Source organism: Pseudomonas sp. 7SR1, from assembly GCF_900156465.1.
GTDB lineage: Bacteria > Pseudomonadota > Gammaproteobacteria > Pseudomonadales > Pseudomonadaceae > Aquipseudomonas.
The window spans coordinates 2,112,579-2,133,190 of record NZ_LT707064.1 but is presented as its reverse complement, the minus strand read 5'-3'; the positions used below and the strand labels follow the sequence as shown (position 1 = coordinate 2,133,190).

Here is a 20,612-nt window from a genome sequence, read left to right as displayed (position 1 = left end):
GCAGCAAACGCCTCGGCCAGCCGGGGCGTTTTTTATTTCGGTTTGCAGATGGAGCGGCCATGTTCGTCCAGATTCTAGGTTCCGCCGCAGGTGGCGGTTTCCCTCAGTGGAACTGCAATTGCGTCAATTGCGCAGGTTTTCGCAACGGCACCCTGAGGGCCCAGGCCCGGACCCAGTCGTCCATCGCGATTTCCGATGACGGTGTGAACTGGGTGTTGTGCAATGCCTCCCCGGACATCCGTGCCCAGCTCCAGAGTTTCGCTCCAATGCAACCGGGCCGGGCCCTGCGGGACACCGGTATCGGCGCCATCATCCTGATGGACAGTCAGATCGACCACACCACCGGCCTGCTCAGCCTGCGGGAAGGTTGCCCGCACCAGGTCTGGTGCACCGACATGGTCAACGAAGACCTGAGCACCGGTTTTCCGCTGTTCAACATGCTGACCCACTGGAACGGCGGGCTGAACTGGAATCGCATCGAGCTCGACCAGGGCTTCACCGTCCCGGCCTGTCCGAACCTGCGTTTCACCCCGTTGCCCCTGCGCAGCGCCGCCCCGCCCTATTCGCCGCACCGTTTCGACCCGCACCCGGGAGATAACATCGGCCTGATCGTCGAAGACCTGCGCACGGGCGGCAAGCTGTTCTACGCGCCAGGCCTGGGCAAGGTGGACGCGCCCCTGCTGGAAATAATGGCCGGCAGCGACTGCCTGCTGGTGGACGGCACGATGTGGGATGACGACGAAATGCAGCGTCGTGGCGTCGGCACCCGCACCGGACGAGAGATGGGCCACCTGGCGCAGAACGGTCCTGGTGGCATGTTGGAAGTGCTGGAGCAGTTGCCCGAGCAGCGCAAGGTCCTGATCCATATCAACAACACCAATCCGATCCTGGACGAAGACTCGCCGGAGCGGGCAGAACTGGTACGCCGAAGGATCGAAGTGGCCTACGACGGAATGAGTATTGAGTTGTAGGAAGGTCAGAACCAATGTGGGGTGGGCTTGCGGTGTATCAGTCGACATTGGTGCCGGCTGATAGGACGCTATCGCGAGCGAGCTCGCTCCCACAGTAGTCCTGATATCTGATTCACAGCACAACCCGTGCGGGAGCGAGCTTGTTCGCGATGGGGCCAGCCCTGACGCCACCGAAACCAACGGTTATTCCCCGGAGACCGAAATGACTGATGTCCCCCTGTCACCCGCCGAGTTCGAAGCGGCCCTGCGCGCCAAAGGCGCGTATTACCACATCCATCACCCCTATCACGTGGCGATGTATGAAGGCCGCGCCACTCGCGAGCAGATCCAGGGCTGGGTCGCGAACCGCTTCTATTACCAGGTGAATATTCCGCTCAAGGATGCCGCGATCCTGGCCAATTGCCCGGACCGTGAGATTCGCCGCGAGTGGATTCAGCGCCTGCTCGACCATGACGGCGCGCCCGGTGAAGATGGCGGTATCGAAGCCTGGCTGCGACTGGGCCAGGCGGTGGGTCTGGACCCCGACCAGTTGCGCTCCCAGGAGCTGGTGTTGCCGGGCGTGCGCTTCGCCGTGGATGCCTATGTCAATTTCGCCCGACGGGCCAGTTGGCAGGAAGCCGCCAGCAGCTCGTTGACCGAGCTGTTCGCCCCGCAGATCCATCAATCGCGCCTGGACAGTTGGCCGCAGCATTATCCCTGGATCGACCCGGCCGGATACGAATACTTCCGTACCCGCCTGAGCCAGGCCCGACGCGACGTGGAACATGGTCTGGCCATCACCTTGCAGCACTACACCACCCGCGCAGGACAGGAGCGCATGCTGGAGATTCTCCAGTTCAAACTGGACATCCTCTGGAGCATGCTCGACGCCATGAGCATGGCCTACGAGTTGAACCGCCCGCCCTACCACAGCGTGACCGGGCAACGGGTGTGGCATAAAGGAATCAATCTATGAGCTTCGATCGCAGCAAAACCCCTCGCTGGCGTCCCGGCTATCGCTTTCAATACGAACCGGCACAGAAGGGCCACGTGCTGCTCTATCCTGAAGGCATGATCAAGCTCAACGACAGCGCTGCGCTGATCGGCGGGCTGATCGACGGTGAACGGGATGTCGCGGCCATCATCGGCGAGTTGGCGCAGCAGTTTCCCGACGTGCCGGAACTCGGTGACGACATCGAGCAATTCATGGAGGTCGCCCGTGCAGAGCACTGGATCGAACTTGCCTGAGAACACCGGGCTGCCGGCCACGCCTGGAGTGGGCTTGCCACTCTGGTTACTGGCCGAGCTGACCTATCGCTGCCCGCTGCAATGCCCGTATTGCTCCAACCCGCTGGACTTCGCCGAGCAAGGCAAGGAGTTGAGCACCGAGCAGTGGTTCAAGGTCTTTCGCGAAGCCCGTGAAATGGGCGCCGCGCAGCTGGGCTTTTCCGGTGGCGAGCCGCTGGTGCGCCAGGACCTGGCCGAATTGATCGGCGAAGCGCGCAGATTGGGTTTCTATACCAACCTGATCACCTCCGGCATCGGATTGACCGAACAGAAAATCAGCGATTTCAAGAAAGCCGGCCTGGACCATATCCAGATCAGCTTCCAGGCCAGCGACGAGCAGGTGAACAACCTGCTGGCCGGCTCGAAGAAGGCCTTCGCGCAGAAACTGGAAATGGCTCGTGCGGTAAAAGCCCATGGCTATCCCATGGTGCTGAACTTCGTCACCCATCGGCACAACATCGACAAGATCGACCGCATCATCGAGCTATGCGTTGCCCTCGAGGCCGACTTCGTCGAGCTCGCCACCTGCCAGTTCTATGGCTGGGCGCAGCTCAACCGCGTCGGACTGCTGCCCACCCAGGAACAACTGGTGCGCGCCGAGCAGGTCACCAACCAGTACCGCGCCAGGTTGCAAGCCGAGGGCAATCCCTGCAAGTTGATCTTCGTGACCCCGGACTACTATGAAGAGCGCCCCAAGGCCTGCATGAACGGCTGGGGCAGCCTGTTCCTGACGGTCACGCCGGATGGTACCGCACTGCCTTGCCACGGCGCCCGACAGCTGCCCGTGCAATTTCCCAACGTACGCGACCACAGCATGCAACACATCTGGTACGACTCCTTTGGCTTCAATCGCTTCCGCGGTTATGACTGGATGCCCGAGCCGTGCCGGTCCTGTGATGAAAAAGAACAGGACTTCGGCGGTTGCCGCTGCCAGGCGTTCATGCTCACGGGCGATGCCAGCAATGCCGACCCGGTGTGCAGCAAATCCGAACATCACGGGATGATCCTGCAGGCACGTGAAGACGCCGAGCACGCCACCCAGACCATCGAGCAACTGGCTTTCCGTAATGAACGAAACTCACGCCTCATCGCCAAGGGCTGAACCGCTCAGCGCCGCCGAGGCTGTTGCCGCCGGCATCGATTTCGCCGAGCTGCAGGTCGGCCCCCTTGGGCTGTTCTGGAACGAGTACCGCCCGCAAGACGGCGCCTGCCGGATCTGGCAATGGCGCAATGCCAAGGCCCGATGCCTGACCCCGGATGGGTTCAGCGCTCGCAGCCGGGTTTATGAATATGGCGGTGGATCGTTCTGCCTGAGCGACGACGGGGTGCTGTTCGTCAACGAGGCAGACCAGCAGCTGTATCACCAGCCACTGACCGACAAGCCCCCCATGGCACTGACCTCGGGCGACTGCCGCTACGCAGACCTTGGCTTTGCCGGCGGCCAGGTGTTGGCGGTGGAGGAACACGCCAACCAGCATCGCCTGGTATCGATTGGGCTGGCGGATCGGCAGCGCCGTGTGCTGGCTGAAGGCGCCGATTTCTACGCCTCGCCGGTGTTGAGCCCGAACGGTCGACGACTGGCCTGGATCGAGTGGATCCGTCCTCATCAACCGTGGACGGCAACGCGGTTGATGCTGGCCGAACGCAACGCTTCAGGGTGGAATGAACCGCGCTGCGTGGCGGGTGATGCCGAAGAGGAATCCATCCAGCAACCACGCTTCGACGATGCCGGCCGGCTGTATTGCCTGACCGACCGTGGCGGCTACTGGCAACCATGGGTTGAATCGGTCCACGGCCTGGAACCACTGCCCTGCGCTGAAGCCGACCACGCCCCGGCGCCCTGGCAGTTGGGTGGCCGTACCTGGCTGCCCCTGGACCGGCATACGTATCTGGCGAGCTGGACCGAGGCGGGATTTGGACGCCTGGGACTGTGCCGCGACGACCAGACCGAGGACTTTACCGGCACCTATAGCCGGTTTCGCAGCCTGGCGCTGGATGAGCAGTTCGTTTACGCCATCGTGTCATCGCCGACCAGCCCGTCGGCCATCGTCGCAATCGGGCGGCAAAACCATGAGGAGGCGGTATTGGCCGGGGGCGTGGCACCGCTACCTACCGATCTGATCAGTCGCCCCCGGACACTGCGTTACCCCAGTGCGTCGAGGCAAGCCCATGGTTTCTTTTATCCGGCCATGCATGCCAAGCATAAACCGCCACTGGTGGTGTTCATCCACGGTGGGCCGACTTCGGCCTGTTATCCCCAGTTCGACCCGCGCATCCAGTACTGGACCCAGCGCGGCTTCGCCGTCGCCGACCTCAACTATCGCGGCAGCAGCGGCTACGGCCGGGCCTACCGCCAGGCCCTGCACTTGAATTGGGGCGTTGTGGATGTCGAAGATGCCTGCGCGGTGGTGCGCTACCTGGGCGAACATGGCCTGATCGACCCCCAATGTGCATTTATCCGCGGTGGCAGCGCCGGTGGGTATACGACGCTTTGTGCCTTGGCGTTCCACGATGTCTTCCGTGCCGGCGCCAGCCTCTACGGCGTCAGCGATCCTGTCGCCTTGGGTCGAGCCACGCATAAATTCGAAGGCGATTACCTCGACTGGCTGATCGGCGACCCGCAGCAGGACGCCGAACGCTACCGCACCCGCACCCCCCTGCTACACGCTGATCGGATCCGCGCGCCGGTGATTTTCTTCCAGGGAGAGTTGGATGCCGTGGTCGTGCCGCAGCAGACTCGGGACATGGTCAGGGCCTTGAAGGCGAATGGCATTACGGTCGAAGCACACTATTACCCGGATGAGCGCCACGGCTTTCGCAAGGCGGCGAACCAGGCGCACGCGCTGGAGCATGAGTGGCTGTTCTATCGCAGGGTGATCGAGGACAGCCTTTAGACAGAGGAAAAAACTGAGGGAGCGAGTTTGCTCGCTCCCTCAGGGTTTGACCGTGCACCCAGCCTTCAGCGCTTGGCGATGATATACACCGCATGCACGATGCCCGGGATATAGCCCAACAGAGTCAACAGGATGTTCAGCCAGAAGGCCCCGCCGAAACCGACCTGCAGGAATACGCCAAGGGGCGGCAAGAGAATGGCGATGATGATACGAATGAAATCCATGGATGGCTCCTGATCTGCAATGGCTACGTTGCCATATAGCTCATTGACACCTGACCGCTCGTCAGGGTTCAAGACACTGTCCAGAAAGACCGCCCGAACGGGCCCGAGAACGAAAGACAAAAAACGCGGGCAAAAGAAAACCCCGCCGAAGCGGGGCTTTGCAGACTGTTTCCCTGACATCCCTTTCACTCCACCATCCTGGCGGAATCCTACGTGTCCGTGTTGTTTCTCTGCGCATCCTGCGCGACGTCCATGTGAAGTAGATTAGTCCTGGATCCAATCTGCCGATAGAGGGAAATCGGCATCACGTTGTGTAAGCATTTTCTTACAATCACCTGCCTCAGAATTGCCCAGGCTCCAGCAGGAACAGCGATTCGCTACCCGCCCTCACCGATGCATCCAGGGAATGGAGACGCGGCAACAGGCGCGCGAAATAGAACCTCGCTGTTCCCAGCTTGCTCGCGTAGAAGTCATCCTGGCTTTCCTTGCCCAGCGCAGCCTTGGCCATCAACGCCCACATATAGGCGTAAGCGGTGTAGCCAAACGCTTGCAGATACTCCACCGATGCCGCGCCGATTTCATTCGGGTTCTGCTTGGCCTGATCCAGCAGCCACGCAGTCAAGTCATCCAGGGTATCGACAGCCTTGCCCAACGGCTTGGTGAACTCCGCCAGGTCATTGCTCGCCGTATGGATGAAATGGCGAATTTCCTCCGCGAACAGTTTGTAGAATGCACCGCCGCTGCCAACGATCTTGCGCCCCACCAGGTCCAGCGCCTGGATGCCGTTGGTGCCTTCGTAGATCTGGGTGATGCGCACGTCCCGGACCAACTGTTCCTGGCCCCATTCACGGATATAACCGTGGCCGCCGAAGATCTGCTGGCCGTGGACCGTGGTTTCCAGGCCCAGGTCGGTCAGGAAGGCCTTCGCCACCGGGGTGAGCAAGGCCACGAGATCTTCGGCGCGCTTGCGCGTGGCAGGGTCTTCGCTGAACTTGGCGGTGTCCAGCTGCATCGCCACGTAGGTGGAAAACGCTCGGCCGCCTTCGTTCGAGGCTTTCATGGTCAGCAGCATCCGACGCACGTCCGGATGGACAATGATCGGATCGGCGATCTTGTCCTTGTTCTGCGCACCGGTGGGCGAGCGGCTTTGCAGGCGGTCACGGGCGTATTCGATGGCGTTCTGGTAAGAGCGCTCACCAGAGGCCAGGCCCTGGATACCGACCCCCAGGCGTTCGTAGTTCATCATGGTGAACATCGCCGCCAGGCCCTTGTTGGGTTCACCTACCAGGTAACCCACGGCCTCGTCGAAGTTCATCACGCAGGTAGCGGAAGCCTGGATACCCATCTTGTGTTCGATCGACCCGCAATTGGCCGCATTACGCGCCCCCAGGCTGCCATCGGCATTGACCATGAACTTGGGCACCAGGAACAGCGAGATACCCTTGGGCCCCGCCGGCGCGTCCGGCAGCTTCGCCAGCACCAGGTGGATGATGTTCTCGGTGAGGTCGTGTTCGCCGCCGGTGATGAAAATCTTGGTGCCGCTGACCTTGTAGGAACCGTCGGCCTGGGGTTCGGCCTTGGTACGAATGATCCCCAGGTCCGTACCGGCATGCGGTTCGGTCAGGCACATCGAGCCGGCCCAGATGCCGGCGTACATGTTCGGCAGGTAAGCCGCCTTCAACTCTTCGCTGGCGTGCGCGTTGATCGACAGACAGGCACCGGCGGTCAGCATCGGGTACAGACCGAAGGACAGGCTGGCGGAGTTGACCATTTCCTCGACCTGGGCCGAAACGGCCTTGGGCATGCCCATGCCGCCGTATACCGGATCGCCACCGACGCCGACCCAACCGCCTTCAGCATAAGTCTTGTAGGCCTGTGGGAAACCCGCCGGCGTGCTGACAGCACCGTCAGCCCAGTGGCAACCTTCCTCGTCGGCGGCACGGCTGAGGGGGGCAATGCTTTTGCTGGTGACCTTGCCGGCTTCTTCCAGAATCGCTTCGACGGTTTCGGCGTCCACGGTTTCGGCCAACGCCGGCAGTTGAGCCCAGAGTTTCGCGACCTCGAATACCTCGTTGAGGACGAAGCGCATATCGCGCAGGGGCGCTTTGTAGTCAGCCATGGCAAACCTCGCAGGATCTAAACAGTTGGTTCGTAAGAAACGGTTTGAGTATGGCCCGAGTGTACCTCAACAACTTTTACGACACATAGGGTCAACCCATGACTGATTTGTTATTTTTAGTCATCGTGATGAAGCCGCAGGTTTCGCCAGCCGCCACAGGGCCTGCGGGATCGGGTGAAACCTGGTCTGGGTCGTTTAGAACGCGAACAAGTGCGCTGGCAGCTTCATCAGGCAATCGCTTCCGGCCTCGACGGCGGTCCGATGGGCAGCCGTGCGAGGCAACAAGCGCTTGAAGTAGAACTCACAGGTCGCCAGCTTGGCCTGGCAGAAATCCGCGTCACCAGTGCCACTGTCGAGTTGCGATCGGGCCACCAGTGCCATGCGCAACCACAGGTAGGCCAGGATGATGTAGCCGCTGTACATCAGATAATCCACGGAGGCAGCCCCCACTTCATCCGGGTTCTTCATGGCCGCCATACCGACCTGCGTGGTCAGTTCGCCCCATTGCTGGTTGAGCCCGTTCAGTTGTGCGACGTAGCCCTCAAGCTGCGGATGATCGGCATTCGCGGCGCAGAACCTGTGCACGATCCGAGTGAACCCGAGCAGCAGCTTGCCCTGGCTGCCCAGCACCTTGCGCCCGAGCAAGTCCAACGCCTGGATGCCGTTGGTGCCCTCATAGATCGGTGCTATGCGGCAGTCGCGTACCAGTTGCTCCATGCCCCATTCACGAATGAAGCCATGGCCACCGAACACCTGCATCCCGTGGTTGGTCACCTCCAGCCCGGTCTCGGTCATGAACGCCTTGCAGATCGGCGTGAGAAACGCCAGCAGATCCTCGGCCTCCTGGCGAGCGCTTTCTTCGGTGGCCAGGTGCGCGGTATCCAGCAACTGCGCGGTGAAATACGTCAGTGCCCGGTTGCCTTCGTTGAAGGCTTTCATGGTCAGCAACATCCTGCGCACATCGGGATGGACGATGATCGGATCGGCGACTTTTTCCGGCGCCTTGGGACCGGTCAACGAGCGCATCTGCAAACGGTCGTTGGCGTACCTGATCGCGCCCTGGAAGCTCGCTTCCCCCAGGCAAAGACCCTGCATCCCGGTGCCGAGCCGGGCATGGTTCATCATGGTGAACATGCAATTGAGTCCCTTGTTCGGCTCGCCGATGAGAAAGCCCTTCGCGCCATCGAAATTCAGCACACAGGTGGCCGACGCCTTGATGCCCATCTTGTGTTCGATGGAGCCACAGCTGACACCATTGCGCTCTCCCGCTTCGCCGGTGGCATCGGGCAGGAACTTGGGCACGATGAACAATGAGATGCCCTTGGTGCCGGCGGGCGCGTCGGGCAGCTTGGCGAGCACCAGATGAATGATGTTTTCACTCAGGTCGTGTTCGCCGGCGGAGATGAAGATCTTGCTGCCGCTGATCGCGTAACTGCCATCTGCCTGGGGCAAAGCGCGAGTCTTGATGATGCCCAGGTCCGTACCGCAATGGGCTTCGGTGAGGCACATGGTGCCGGTCCACTGGCCCGCGGTGAGTTTGCTCAGGTAGGTCTGCTTCTGCTCTTCGGTACCATGGGCATGGATGGCCGACATGGCGCCATGGGTCAGGCCCGGATACATGCCCCAGGAGGTATTGCTGGAGCCGATCATTTCGCTGATGACCAGGCCCAGGGAGCTGGGCAGTCCCTGGCCGCCATATGCCGGATCCGCCGCCAGGCCATGCCAGCCACCCTCCACATACTGGGCAAAAGCCTCTTTGAATCCCGCAGGCGTCGTGACGACGCCCTTGTCGAAGTGACAACCCTCCTCGTCGCCGGAGCGGTTGAGCGGCGCCAGTACGTTCTCACAGAAACGGGCGCCTTCCTCGAGGATTGCGCTGACCATGTCCGGGCTGGCGTCATTGGCCCCCAGCTCGGCATAACGGCCGTGGAAATCGAAGACGTGGTCGATCAGAAAGCGCATGTCGCGCAGGGGGGCTTTGTACTCGGGCATGGTGGTTTTCTCCGGTAGCAGATCATTCAAACCTACTGCCGGCCACCGGTGCTCACAATCACAGTCCAGGCGCTGAATGCGCCGTCATCACTCAACCCGCTGCAGTTTCCATGCGCACCGCGCCCCGCCGGTTCTGACCGAAGGCAACCACACAATTGCGCCCGGCCCCCTTCGCGTTATAGAGCGCCTGGTCGGCGGACTTGAGCACTTCTTCGGGGGTCCGTTGCTCGACGCGCTCCGCCACGCCGATGCTCACGGTTACCGACACGCTGGATGTGCCGGCGCCGGAACGCCGCTGGCGACCTTGCTGGTCATCCTGGGGACGACTGTCCGGATTACGCAATTGGATGCTGTAGGTCTCGATGGACTGGCGGATGACTTCCAGGTGAGGCATGCACTCGTCGACAGTCTTGCCCGCGAACACCAGGGCGAACTCTTCACCGCCATAGCGATATGCCCTGCCGCCACCGCCGATCTTCGACAGCTTGCTGGCCACCAGGCGCAACACCTGGTCGCCGACGTCGTGGCCGTGGGTATCGTTGAATTTCTTGAAGTGGTCCACATCACTCATCGCCAGCACATAGTTGCGCCCCAGGCGCTGCATGCGCTCGTTCAACGCCCTGCGCCCCGGCAGCCCGGTCAGTTCGTCACGGAACGCCATCTGATAGGCCTCATGGGCGACCGCCGCCGCGATCATCAACATCACCTGGCTGCACATGATGTTCAGGGTGAATGGCAGGATGAAGGTTTTCGGCAGCATCCAGAACAACCCCAGCAGGCCTACCAGTTGCGCGGCGTGCAGGGGACGGGGGTTGCGCCAGTATTGCCAGGCCAGCAAGAGGAACGCTGCGGCGAACACCGGGTAGGCCAGCTGGATCAGGCTCATCCAGGCACCATGCAACGCCGGCCAGCGGATCTCCGAAAGCCACACCAGCAACGCCTGGGGATAACTCTGCTCCAGGGCCAGGGCCACGCTGCCGAAGGCCAGCAGTACCGCGAAACGCGCCACCATGTCCTGGAACAGATGGGTACGCTCCTGCCATGCTGCGAACAGGCCAAACAACAAGGGCAGCAACAGGCAAACAAGGTGGAACACCACCGCCGCGTCTTCGCGCACCTTGCCGTTGTCGCGGTAGAAGTCGGTCTGGGTGTCCAGCAGGAAATAGGCGATGTACACCGTGACCATCAGGAACAGTTCACGCTGGCGTCGATAGACCGCGCAGTAGGCTCCGCCCAACAGCAGCACCAAGGTTGGAAGAACGTTGAACAACGACGTGAAGAAGACGTTGAGATCCTTGACGTAGGCGGCCGCAAGCCCCGCCAGCAATAGCAGCAATGACGGCAGGAAATGGCTGAAACGTACAGCGGAAGAACGCGGCAAGGGTAGAACTCCGACCCGGCTGATCAAAGATGGCATTGTGCCTGCTATTGGCACAGTAAGGCACGGAAGATGTGACAGATGTCACACTGCCATCCCTGTAACGGCAGGAAGGAATGTTTTCTTAGGGTTCAGCTCGATGAATGTTTTTTCAAGATATTGGCACCCATGAAAAAGCCGCTGCTTCGCAAGGAAGCAGCGGCTTTTTCAGGAGAAACGCGTAAGGCTTAGTAGCCCAGCGCGAAGTCCTCTTCTTTCATGTCCATCAGGTTGTTGGCGCCCGACAGCATGGCGGCCACGTGGGTACGGGTACGTGGCAGGATGCGCTGGAAGTAGAAACGCGCGGTCTGCAGCTTGGCGGTGTAGAAGGCTTCTTCGGTGGTGCCGGCGGCGAGTTTTTCCGCTGCCAGGCGCGCCATGTCGGCCCAGAAATAGGCCAGGCAGGCATAGCCCGAGTACATCAGGTAATCCACCGAGGCCGCGCCGACCTCTTCGCGGTCCTTCATGGCAGCCATACCGACCTTCATGGTCAGCTCGCCCCATTCCTTGTTCAGCGCAGCCAACGGCTCGATGAACTCCTTGACCGCTTCGTTGCCTTCGTTGCCCTGGCAGAACTTGTGAACGATCTTGGTGAAGCCCTTCAGCGCCTCGCCCTGGGTCATCAGCACCTTGCGGCCCAGCAGGTCGAGGGCCTGGATGCCAGTGGTGCCTTCGTACAGCATCGAGATACGGCTGTCGCGAACGTTCTGCTCCATGCCCCACTCGGCAATGAAGCCGTGGCCGCCATAGATCTGCACGCCGTGGTTGGCCGCCTCGAAACCGACTTCGGTCATGAATGCCTTGGCGATCGGAGTCATGAAGGCCAGCAGTGCATCGGCCTTTTTCTTCTCTTCTTCGTCCACGCCATACTTGACGATGTCGACCTGCTTGGCCGTGAAGTACACCATCGCCCGGTTACCTTCGGCGAAGGCTTTCATGGTCAGCAGCATGCGACGCACGTCCGGATGGACAATGATCGGGTCGGCAGCCTTGTCCGGTGCTTTCGGACCGGTCAGGGAACGCATCTGCAAGCGATCGCGAGCATATTTCAGGCCGCCCTGGAAGCCGATCTCGGCGTGGGCCAGGCCCTGCAACGCGGTGCCCAGGCGAGCGGTATTCATGAAGGTGAACATGCAGTTCAGGCCTTTGTTCGCCGGGCCGATCAGGAAACCGGTGGCCGCGTCGAAGTTCATCACGCAAGTGGCGTTGCCGTGGATACCCATCTTGTGTTCGATCGAACCGCAGCTCACCGCGTTGCGCTGGCCGATGGAGCCGTCGGCTTGAGGCAGGAACTTGGGCACGATGAACAGCGAGATGCCCTTGGTCCCGGCCGGTGCGTCCGGCAGGCGCGCCAGGACGATGTGGACGATGTTGTCCGCCATGTCGTGCTCACCGGCGGAAATGAAGATCTTGGTGCCGGTTACCTTGTAGGAACCATCGGCCTGGGGTTCGGCCTTGGTGCGAAGCATGCCCAGGTCGGTCCCGCAATGCGGTTCGGTCAGGCACATGGTGCCGGTCCACTCGCCGGAAACCAGCTTGGTCAGGTAAGCCGCCTGTTGCTCGGGCGTGCCGTGCTCGGAAATGGTGTTCATCGCACCGTGGGACAGGCCTGGGTACATGCCCCACGACCAGTTGGCCTCGCCGACCATCTCGCTGACTGCCAGCCCCAGGGATTCCGGCAGCCCCTGGCCGCCATGCTCGACGTCGTGGGCCAGGCTCGGCCAGCCGCCCTCGACGAATTGCTTGTAGGCTTCCTTGAAGCCGGTCGGGGTCTTCACGCCGGACTCGCTCCAGGTGCAGCCTTCGAGGTCGCCCACGCGGTTCAGCGGAGCCAGCACCTGCTCACAGAACTTGGCGCCTTCTTCGAGAATGGCGTCAACCATGTCCGGAGTTGCGTCCTGGCAAGCCGGAAGGCTCTGATAATGCGCTTCGTAGCCGAGCAGTTCGTCACGAACGAAGCGAATATCACGCAAGGGGGCCTTGTAGTCAGGCATAGCGATAAACCTCTGCTGATGTAACCGGGAATGAACGACCGCGAGGATTTGTTGTGGCGGTCAAACAGTTGTTTGAAACATACGTTTACGCCCAAATCTTGTCAAGCGTCGATCCGTTACCACTCGTCCTTCGTCTTGAAATTCATCGAGCCTGACTTGAACCAACGCCACCACTGTCAACCTTTACAGGTTCGGCGTTACGGGAAAACTGACGTACCGGCCAGGAGGCACAGAGCCGTTTCGGTCAAGACTAGCTCCCCCTGGAAGAAAGCACATGGCCACCCAATCCGCAGGAGACAGCTCGACTCGCATTCCAGGCGAACCGGACTGCAAATCTGATACAGACGGTTCTATCAGCTTCAATGGACGAGGTAGCGTCACCACTATCGCTCACGATGGAGAAGCCGGATTGATCTTTGCCTTGCAACTCGAAGATCGTTTTGCACTGACGCGCTACCTGCCTGACGGGATCAAGGACAGGGCCTTCCACGAGCTTGGTTGGAATTTCCTGGATGGCGACAAGAGTTTGCCGACACGCGTACGGATATCGTTAACCGCGTGTTGGTCCAGAATGACGACAAGATTCTCGTCGCCGGTTACGCAAATGCGCCAGACGACCTGCAAAGCGGCTTACTTGTCAGGTCTGAAGCGAACGGTGAGAGGATGACAGTTTCAATAACGGTGAACCGCTGTTGATTTCCGCACGCTGAACAAACTGAGCCACAACTCGATGGGCCTGCAACCGGACGGCAGAATCGTGGTGGTAGGTACCGCCGTCTCGGCTGGTGTAAAGGTGCAGCAGTACGAGCGCGTGACTCGGAGCGGACAGTTAGAGGGCTTCCTGTTGGCGCAAAGCCCCGGAGACTGCGCAGAGGTAACAGTCCAACCTTGGGACAGGTTGTCATTGCAGGCAGCTCTGGGGCTGGCAGCGCAATCACCCCAACGGTCTGGGGCTACATCGCAAGTTCATGAGACACCCTGGAATGCACGACAGCCACGAATCGGGTGCACTTCTCTCCACGGCGCCAATGAACGCAAGATCAGGCGAAGGTATCGATCAACGTTCCCAGCATTTCATCGGAGGCCTTGGCCACATTGACGCCCAGTTGTACCTGGAACTTGCCTTGGGCCATCTCGACCATGTTGCTGGCCAGGTCTGACTGCTGGCTGCGATCCACCGAACGCAGGCGATCGACCTGTATGTCGGACGACTGGCTGGTCAGCGAACGTTCGATCGTATTGCTGGCGATCTGGCCTGATGCCAGATCGACGCGGCCCTGCCCTGTCTGAATAGTGCTCAGACCGGCGTAGAACGCGGTATTTCCTGAGATTTCCATGGCAGGACTCGTCTTCTTGAAGGATCGACGGTGCTATTGAAGCAGAAGCCTTGGAAAAAGGCCCGTCAAAAACACTAATGGCACAGTGCCGCCTCATAGGCAAAACCTTGGCATGTCTTCATTCCAGCAAATCCAGATGCAGATGCCCAGCCACGATTTCGGCTGTCACGCCCTTGATTCTCGGCACACGACCCAGGCAGGGCGCGGGAAGGCGCTCGGCCAGGGTGGCCAGGTTTTCTTCCAGGCGAGAGGTTTTGGGGTCGATGATGTTCGCCACCCATCCGGCCAGTTGCAAACCATCGCGGGCAATCGCCTCGGCGGTTAGCAGGGCGTGGCTGATGCAGCCCAGGCGCACGCCCACTACCAGGATCACCGGTAGGCCCAGAGCCATTGCCAGGTCCGAGAGATTGTCCTGATCGGCCAGCGGCACGCGCCAGCCACCCGCCCCCTCGATCAAGGTGAAATCGGCGTTCAAGGCCAGCACTTCACGCATCGGCCCCAACAACGATTGAACTGTCAGTGCCACGCCCGCTTCCCGGGCCGCCAGGTGCGGTGCGATGGCCGGCTCGAAGGCCACCGGATTGACCTGTGCGTAACCGAGCGGCATCGAACACTCGGCCAACAACGCCAGGGCATCGGCGTTGCGCAGACCTTTGGGAGTGATCTCGCAGCCGGAGGCCACGGGCTTGCCGGCAGCCGTGCTCATACCGGCCTGCCGTGCGGCGCGCAGCAGCCCAGCGGCGACGGTGGTCTTGCCCACATCGGTGTCGGTGCCGGTGATGAAATAAGCCTGGCTCATAGCGGTTTCTCCAAAATGGCGTAGACCACCTGATAAGTTGCCGGCAACCCCTGGGTCTGACGGAACCGCTCGTACGCTTCGACCAGCGCCAGGATCCGTGCCCTGCCCGTCAAGCCACCCGGTCGACCGGGGTTCAGATTGTGGGCGCCCAATGCCTTCAATTCGTGAGTCAGGCTGCGCACATCGGGGTAATGCAATACATGGGGGTGTTTTTCGAGACTGACTACAGACAATCCGCTGGCTGCACACAGCTTTCGATAAGTCTCGAACTCGCGGAACCGGTTGACATGCACCAGGCCATCCACCTGACGCCAGCTGTCGCGCAACTCATGCAGGGTGCCCACGCAAAGACTGGTGAAGGCAAACACGCCTCCCGGCTTCAAGACGCGATAAGCCTCGCTCAGGACCGAGTCGAACGCTTCGCACCACTGCACCGCCAGGCTGGAGAACATCAGATCGCAACTCGCCGCCTCAAGCGGCAGCCGCTCTGCGTCGCCGGCAACGAAATACGCGGCGCCCCCCTGGGGCCGGGCGTGCCTGAGCATACCCTCGGCGATATCCAGCGCCAGGCCGTTGGCTTCACCGAAGCGTGCGCCCAAGGCCCGGGTGAAATAGCCAGTGCCGCAACCCAGGTCCATCCAGCGTCCCGGCACCATAGGTGGCAACCGCTCCAGCAGAAGCTGGCCCACGTCGCGCTGCAGTTCGGCCACGCTGTCATAGCTGGCCGCCGCCCGGGAAAACGAGGCTGCCACCTGACGCTTGTCGGGCAGGGCCGGAGGCAGTTTGGGTAGAGACAGATCAGTCATCGCCGGACTCATGCAAGAAAGCCTGGATCGCCCCCGCCACACCGTGGGGGTCCTCCAGAAGGAATCCATGGCCGGCCTGTTCGATCAGGCCGACTTCGACGTCCGGCAACAATGCCAGCAAGTCACTGGCCACTTCGGCCGGTACGAGGGCATCGAGCCCGGCGAACAAGTGCAGTTGCGGACCGCGAAAGCGCTGCAACGCGACACGGGTGTCCAACTGTGCCAGTACTTGCAGCCCAGCCAGCAAGACTTCGGGCGACAGGGATGGCGCACCGGCCAGCAGTAACCGCGACAGCCCGCGTGGATCGCCGCAACCCTGGGCGCACAGCAGGCTGAAGCGCTTGAGGGTCTGGCGTGGATCGGCCACGCACCCGGCGAGGAACCCGTCGAAGGTCGATCCGGCCATCGCGCTCGGCCAGTGCTCCCGGACCACGAATGACGCATTGCTCGCCAGGGTCAGCAGACCGCAGCAATGTTCGCCCCGGCGCGCGGCCAATTCCGCGGCCAGCATGCCGCCCAGGGACCAGCCGCCCAACCAGGCGTCCTGGGGTATGGTCGCGTCCAGCTCATCGAGCCATTGACCAAGATCGCTTGACGCCAGCGTCGGCAGCGGCTCGATTTCCACCCGCAGGTGTTCATCGAGCCCATGCAGCGCGGCCGCCAACGGCTCCAGCGGCGATACACCCAATCCCCAGCCGGGCAGCAGAATCAGTCGATCACGCATGGCTTGGCTCCGGTCCCAGTTGGGCAAAACACTCGGCCAGTGCATTCAACAATAGCTGCACCTGGGCTTCGCTGTGGGCAGCGGTCAGTGTCACGCGCAAACGGGCACTGCCAGCCGGCACGGTTGGCGGGCGGATCGCGGTCACCATCACCCCCCGCTCACGCAGCATCCGCGACAACCGCATTGCCCGCCCGGCATCGCCGATCATGATCGGCTGGATCGGTGTGAAGCTGTCCATCAACTGGAGTCCGATCTGCTCGGCCCCCTGGCGAAACTGTCGGATCAGCATCTGCAGATGCTCGCGTCGCCAATGCTCGCGACGCAGCAGTTCGAGGCTCTTGAGCGTGGCGCAAGCCAGGGCTGGCGGCTGGCTGGTGGTATAGATGTAGGGCCGCGCGAACTGGATCAGGCTTTCGATCAGCTCTTCGCTTCCGGCGACAAACGCCCCAGCAGTACCAAAGGCCTTGCCCAGAGTGCCCACCAGCACCGGTACATCCTCCTGGCCCAGGCCGAAATGCTCGACGACACCGCCTCCGTTGGCACCCAACGGGCCAAAGCCGTGGGCATCATCGACCATCAGCCAGGCCCCTCGGGCCTTGGCCTCCCGGGCCAGGGCCGGCAGGTCGGCAACGTCGCCATCCATGCTGAATACCCCATCGGTCACCACCAGGGTGTTCCCGGTGGCTTTCTCCAGACGCTTGGCCAGGCTTTGCGCATCGTTGTGCAAGTAGCGATTGAAACGCGCGCCCGACAACAGCCCGGCGTCGAGCAGCGAGGCGTGATTGAGCCGGTCCTCCAGCACGGTGTCACCCTGCCCCACCAGTGCGGTCACGGCGCCAAGGTTGGCCATGTAGCCCGTGGTGAACAACAGCGCACGGGGACGGCCCGTGAATTCGGCCAGTGCTTGCTCCAGTGCATGATGCGGGCCGCTGTGGCCGATCACCAGATGCGACGCGCCGCCCCCTATACCCCACTGGGACGCCCCGGCGCGCCACGCTTCGATCACCTGCGGATGATTGGCCAGCCCCAGGTAATCGTTGTTGCAGAACGCCAACAAGGATTGGCCGTCCACCACCACTTGCGGCCCCTGTGGGCTTTCGAGCAGTGGGCGCTGGCGATAGAGATTGTCGGCACGACGGGCAGCCAGGCGTGCGGCGAGATCGAAAGGCATGCAGGCCTCGGGTGACACTATTCAAAGACTCAGGGGTTTTCCTGTGGGAGCGGGCTTGCTCGCGAATGCGGCGTGCCAGTCCAAGCATTGTGGCCTGACGCACCGCATTCGCGTGCAAGCCCCGCTCTCACAGGTTTTGCGTCGATTCAGACAGCCGCGTTGTAGAACTGCTCGCTGCTCTTTTGCTCCACCAGCGCCTGTTCGATCGCCGCCTGGTGGACCTCATCGGCATGTTCTTCACGGGCCTCGGGCTGGATACCCAGGCGCGCGAACAGTTGCATGTCCTTGTCGGCCTGCGGGTTGGCGGTGGTCAACAGTTTGTCGCCGTAGAAAATCGAGTTGGCCCCGGCCATGAAGGCCAACGCCTGCATCTGCTCGTTCATCGCCTCGCGCCCGGCCGACAACCGCACGTGGGACTTGGGCATCAGGATCCGCGCCACGGCGAGCATGCGAATGAAATCGAACGGGTCGACATCCTCGGCATTCTCCAGCGGCGTGCCGGCGACCTTCACCAGCATGTTGATCGGCACCGACTCCGGATGCTCCGGCAGGTTGGCCAGCTGGATCAGCAGGTTGGCGCGATCGTCCAGGGACTCGCCCATGCCCAGGATGCCACCGGAGCAGATTTTCATCCCCGACTCACGCACATAGGCCAGGGTCTGCAGGCGCTCGCTGTAGGTGCGGGTGGTAATGATATTGCCGTAGAACTCCGGCGACGTGTCGAGGTTGTGGTTGTAGTAGTCCAGGCCAGCCTTGGCCAGCGCCTCGGTCTGCTCCTGGTCGAGACGCCCCAGGGTCATGCAGGTTTCCAGGCCCATGGCCTTCACCCCCTTGACCATCTCCAGCACGTAGGGCATGTCCTTGGCCGACGGATGCTTCCACGCCGCGCCCATGCAGAAACGGGTCGAACCGATGGCCTTGGCGCGGGCGGCTTCTTCGAGGACCTTCTGCACTTCCAGCAGCTTCTCCTTGTCCAGGCCGGTGTTGTAGTGACCGGACTGCGGACAATATTTGCAATCTTCCGGGCAGGCGCCGGTCTTGATCGACAGCAGCGTGGAGACCTGGACGCGGTTAGGGTCGAAGTGCGCGCGGTGCACGGTCTGCGCCTGGAACAGAAGGTCGTTGAATGGCTGGACGAAGAGTGCTTTGACTTCGGCCAAAGACCAGTCATGACGCAGGTTGGCAGTGGTGCTGGCGCTCATGGGCAATTCCTTGATTATGCTTGGCTGGCGCCTGGGCAATGCAATACCCACAGGCGCGACACGGATGTTCGGCATATTTAAGGAAGAGTCATGAGCTGTCAACCGCAATACAAAGGCCAGGTTTACATCTGGTTAAAAAACAAACAATCCTGCCTGTTATGCGGGGAAACCACTGACACCCCCCAACCCATCTGTACGCCCTGCGAAAGCGAATTGCCCTGGCTCGGCGACCAATGCGGCAGATGCGCCCTGCCGCTGCCCATGGCCGACCTGCTGTGCGGACAGTGCGCCACCCGGCCACCGGCCTACGAACGGGTCTTGGCGCCCTGGGCCTACGATTTCCCGATAGACAGCCTGATCACCCGATTCAAGCATCAGGCCAAATGGCCCCTTGGCCGATTACTGGGCCAATTGCTCGCGCTGTCGCTACAGCACCACTTCGATGAAGGCCTGGAACGCCCCGACGCCTTGGTACCGGTGCCTCTGACTACTCGACGCTTGCGCCAGCGAGGGTTCAATCAGGCGAGCCTGTTGGCGCGCTGGCTCGGCACCGTATTGCAGATCCCTTGTGCAGAAAACCTGTTGCGGCGTGTCCAGGACACGCCAGCCCAGCAGGTGCTCGACGCCCGGGCACGCCGACAAAACCTGCGCCAGGCATTCGCCATGATGGCCGATGCCCCGGTCCGCAATCGGCACCTGGCCCTGGTGGACGATGTGCTGACCACCGGCGCCACCGCCCAGGCCCTGGCCCGGCTGTTGCTCGACGCCGGCGCTGCACGGGTCGATGTGTATTGCCTGGCCCGTACGCCAAAACCGGGTGAGCCGGCTTGACGCGCCAGGCCCAAGGCGCCAACGTCCTTGCATTCACTCTTTCGCACGGTTTTGCGTCATGTCATTGCCCACGCTTCTGACCCAGCACATCGTCCGGCGCCCGCAGCGCATCGCCCTGTTGCAGCATATCGCCGAACAAGGCTCGATCACTCGCGCGGCGAAGAGCGCGGGCCTGAGCTACAAGGCCGCTTGGGATGCCATCGACGAACTGAACAACCTGGCGGATCAGCCGCTGGTGGTGCGCAGTGTCGGCGGCAAGGGCGGGGGCGGCGCACGGCTATCGGAAGAAGGCCAGCGCGTGCTGCGCCTGTACCTGCGCCTGCAAGCCCTGCAGGCGCAGTTGCTGCAGGCGAGCGAGGACGCAGGTGACCTGGGCCTGCTGAGCCGGCTCATGCTACGCACCAGCGCCCGCAACCAGCTGCACGGCACGGTCCTCGGCATCGAGGCCCAGGGCCATAACGATCGGATACGCCTGGAGCTGGCCCGAGGCCTGGTGATCGAGGCGCAGATTACCCATGACAGCACGATGCGCCTGGAGCTGGAGACGGGGACCGAAGTGGTCGCCCTGATAAAAGCCGGCTGGCTGGAGCTGTTCCCCATCGGCCAGGCGCAAGCGCCGGACGACAACGTGCTGCAGGGCCTGATCGAGGAGATCGCCAATGCCAGCGACGGTCCCAGCGAAGTGCGCATCGGCCTGCCCAATGGCCAGACCCTGTGCGCCCTGGCCGACCCGCTCCGGTTGCAGGCACGCCAATTGACGGTGGGCTCAGCGGTGCACGTGGTGTTTTCGCCGACAAATGTGCTGCTCGGCACACCGTTGTAGCGCGCTGAAACAATAGCTTCATCGACCGGCTTTAAGGTGTCT

19 protein-coding genes are annotated in these 20,612 nt (G+C 61.8%); 8 read left to right on the top strand and 11 right to left on the bottom strand.

Translation table 11 applies throughout. From position 1 onward, the window contains the following. Positions 1-59: 59 nt before the first annotated feature. The 5 genes from pqqB to BW992_RS09615 all read left to right on the top strand — a co-directional run bounded on the left by pqqB (position 60) and on the right by BW992_RS09615 (position 5,131). Entirely contained in the window at positions 60-971 is a 912-nt protein-coding gene (gene pqqB / locus BW992_RS09635) for a pyrroloquinoline quinone biosynthesis protein PqqB (protein ID WP_072459122.1), read from the top strand. A 202-nt stretch (positions 972-1,173) separates the two neighbouring features. Then, positions 1,174-1,926, top strand: a complete 753-nt coding sequence (gene pqqC / locus BW992_RS09630; RefSeq protein WP_072431939.1) for a pyrroloquinoline-quinone synthase PqqC — start codon at positions 1,174-1,176, stop codon at positions 1,924-1,926. Continuing rightward, positions 1,923-2,198: a pyrroloquinoline quinone biosynthesis peptide chaperone PqqD gene (pqqD, locus tag BW992_RS09625; RefSeq protein WP_072389777.1), complete on the top strand. Its 276-nt coding sequence runs from the start codon at positions 1,923-1,925 to the stop codon at positions 2,196-2,198. The genes pqqC and pqqD overlap by 4 nt, the downstream gene beginning before the upstream one ends. Beyond that, positions 2,170-3,339: a pyrroloquinoline quinone biosynthesis protein PqqE gene (gene pqqE, locus BW992_RS09620; protein ID WP_072389781.1), complete on the top strand. Its 1,170-nt coding sequence runs from the start codon at positions 2,170-2,172 to the stop codon at positions 3,337-3,339. The genes pqqD and pqqE overlap by 29 nt, the downstream gene beginning before the upstream one ends. Further along, on the top strand, positions 3,305-5,131 hold the full coding sequence (locus tag BW992_RS09615) for a S9 family peptidase (RefSeq protein ID WP_076406079.1): 1,827 nt from the start codon (positions 3,305-3,307) through the stop codon (positions 5,129-5,131). The genes pqqE and BW992_RS09615 overlap by 35 nt, the downstream gene beginning before the upstream one ends. A 65-nt stretch (positions 5,132-5,196) precedes the next feature. On the opposite strand, the gene BW992_RS09610 is transcribed toward BW992_RS09615, so the two are convergent. The 5 genes from BW992_RS09610 to BW992_RS09590 form a co-directional block, all read right to left on the bottom strand. Next, positions 5,197-5,355 (bottom strand): YqaE/Pmp3 family membrane protein, encoded by a 159-nt coding sequence (locus BW992_RS09610; protein WP_003177654.1) that lies wholly within the window; start codon positions 5,353-5,355, stop codon positions 5,197-5,199. A gap of 340 nt (positions 5,356-5,695) precedes the next feature. Next, entirely contained in the window at positions 5,696-7,474 is a 1,779-nt protein-coding gene (locus tag BW992_RS09605) for an acyl-CoA dehydrogenase C-terminal domain-containing protein (protein WP_072389788.1), read from the bottom strand. Positions 7,475-7,669: 195 nt separating this feature from the next. Then, a complete protein-coding gene (locus tag BW992_RS09600) occupies positions 7,670-9,466 on the bottom strand; it encodes an acyl-CoA dehydrogenase C-terminal domain-containing protein (protein ID WP_076406077.1) in 1,797 nt (598 codons plus the stop codon). A gap of 91 nt (positions 9,467-9,557) precedes the next feature. Further along, positions 9,558-10,847, bottom strand: coding sequence for a GGDEF domain-containing protein (locus tag BW992_RS09595; protein WP_072431937.1), 1,290 nt, complete (start codon positions 10,845-10,847; stop codon positions 9,558-9,560). 224 nt (positions 10,848-11,071) lie between these two features. Next, the gene (locus BW992_RS09590) at positions 11,072-12,877 is read right to left on the bottom strand and encodes a phenylacyl-CoA dehydrogenase (protein WP_072389798.1); all 1,806 of its coding nucleotides are present in this window, start codon (positions 12,875-12,877) and stop codon (positions 11,072-11,074) included. A gap of 274 nt (positions 12,878-13,151) precedes the next feature. On the opposite strand from BW992_RS09590, the gene BW992_RS09585 reads away from it, so the two are divergent. Continuing rightward, the gene (locus BW992_RS09585) at positions 13,152-13,544 is read left to right on the top strand and encodes a hypothetical protein (protein WP_148049129.1); all 393 of its coding nucleotides are present in this window, start codon (positions 13,152-13,154) and stop codon (positions 13,542-13,544) included. A 373-nt stretch (positions 13,545-13,917) separates the two neighbouring features. Here the strand turns inward: BW992_RS09585 and BW992_RS09580 are convergent, their stop codons facing one another. The 6 genes from BW992_RS09580 to bioB all read right to left on the bottom strand — a co-directional run bounded on the left by BW992_RS09580 (position 13,918) and on the right by bioB (position 18,916). Continuing rightward, complete coding sequence (locus BW992_RS09580) at positions 13,918-14,214, bottom strand: pyrroloquinoline quinone biosynthesis protein PqqE (RefSeq protein ID WP_072431936.1); 297 nt, start codon at positions 14,212-14,214, stop codon at positions 13,918-13,920. 118 nt (positions 14,215-14,332) lie between these two features. Continuing rightward, a complete protein-coding gene (gene bioD, locus BW992_RS09575) occupies positions 14,333-15,013 on the bottom strand; it encodes a dethiobiotin synthase (RefSeq protein ID WP_076406073.1) in 681 nt (226 codons plus the stop codon). Beyond that, entirely contained in the window at positions 15,010-15,819 is an 810-nt protein-coding gene (gene bioC, locus BW992_RS09570; RefSeq protein ID WP_072389807.1) for a malonyl-ACP O-methyltransferase BioC, read from the bottom strand. The genes bioD and bioC overlap by 4 nt, the downstream gene beginning before the upstream one ends. Next, the gene (locus BW992_RS09565) at positions 15,812-16,543 is read right to left on the bottom strand and encodes an alpha/beta fold hydrolase (protein WP_072389810.1); all 732 of its coding nucleotides are present in this window, start codon (positions 16,541-16,543) and stop codon (positions 15,812-15,814) included. The genes bioC and BW992_RS09565 overlap by 8 nt, the downstream gene beginning before the upstream one ends. Then, entirely contained in the window at positions 16,536-17,714 is a 1,179-nt protein-coding gene (bioF, locus tag BW992_RS09560) for an 8-amino-7-oxononanoate synthase (protein WP_072389814.1), read from the bottom strand. Before bioF ends, BW992_RS09565 begins: the two co-directional genes overlap by 8 nt. Positions 17,715-17,860: 146 nt before the next feature. After that, positions 17,861-18,916, bottom strand: a complete 1,056-nt coding sequence (bioB, locus tag BW992_RS09555; protein ID WP_072389817.1) for a biotin synthase BioB — start codon at positions 18,914-18,916, stop codon at positions 17,861-17,863. A gap of 90 nt (positions 18,917-19,006) precedes the next feature. Between bioB and BW992_RS09550 the strand changes: the two genes are divergently transcribed. Both BW992_RS09550 and BW992_RS09545 read left to right on the top strand, forming a co-directional pair. Continuing rightward, positions 19,007-19,747, top strand: coding sequence for a ComF family protein (locus BW992_RS09550; protein WP_072389820.1), 741 nt, complete (start codon positions 19,007-19,009; stop codon positions 19,745-19,747). A gap of 58 nt (positions 19,748-19,805) precedes the next feature. Beyond that, on the top strand, positions 19,806-20,570 hold the full coding sequence (locus BW992_RS09545) for a TOBE domain-containing protein (RefSeq protein ID WP_072389824.1): 765 nt from the start codon (positions 19,806-19,808) through the stop codon (positions 20,568-20,570). Positions 20,571-20,612 lie beyond the last annotated feature (42 nt).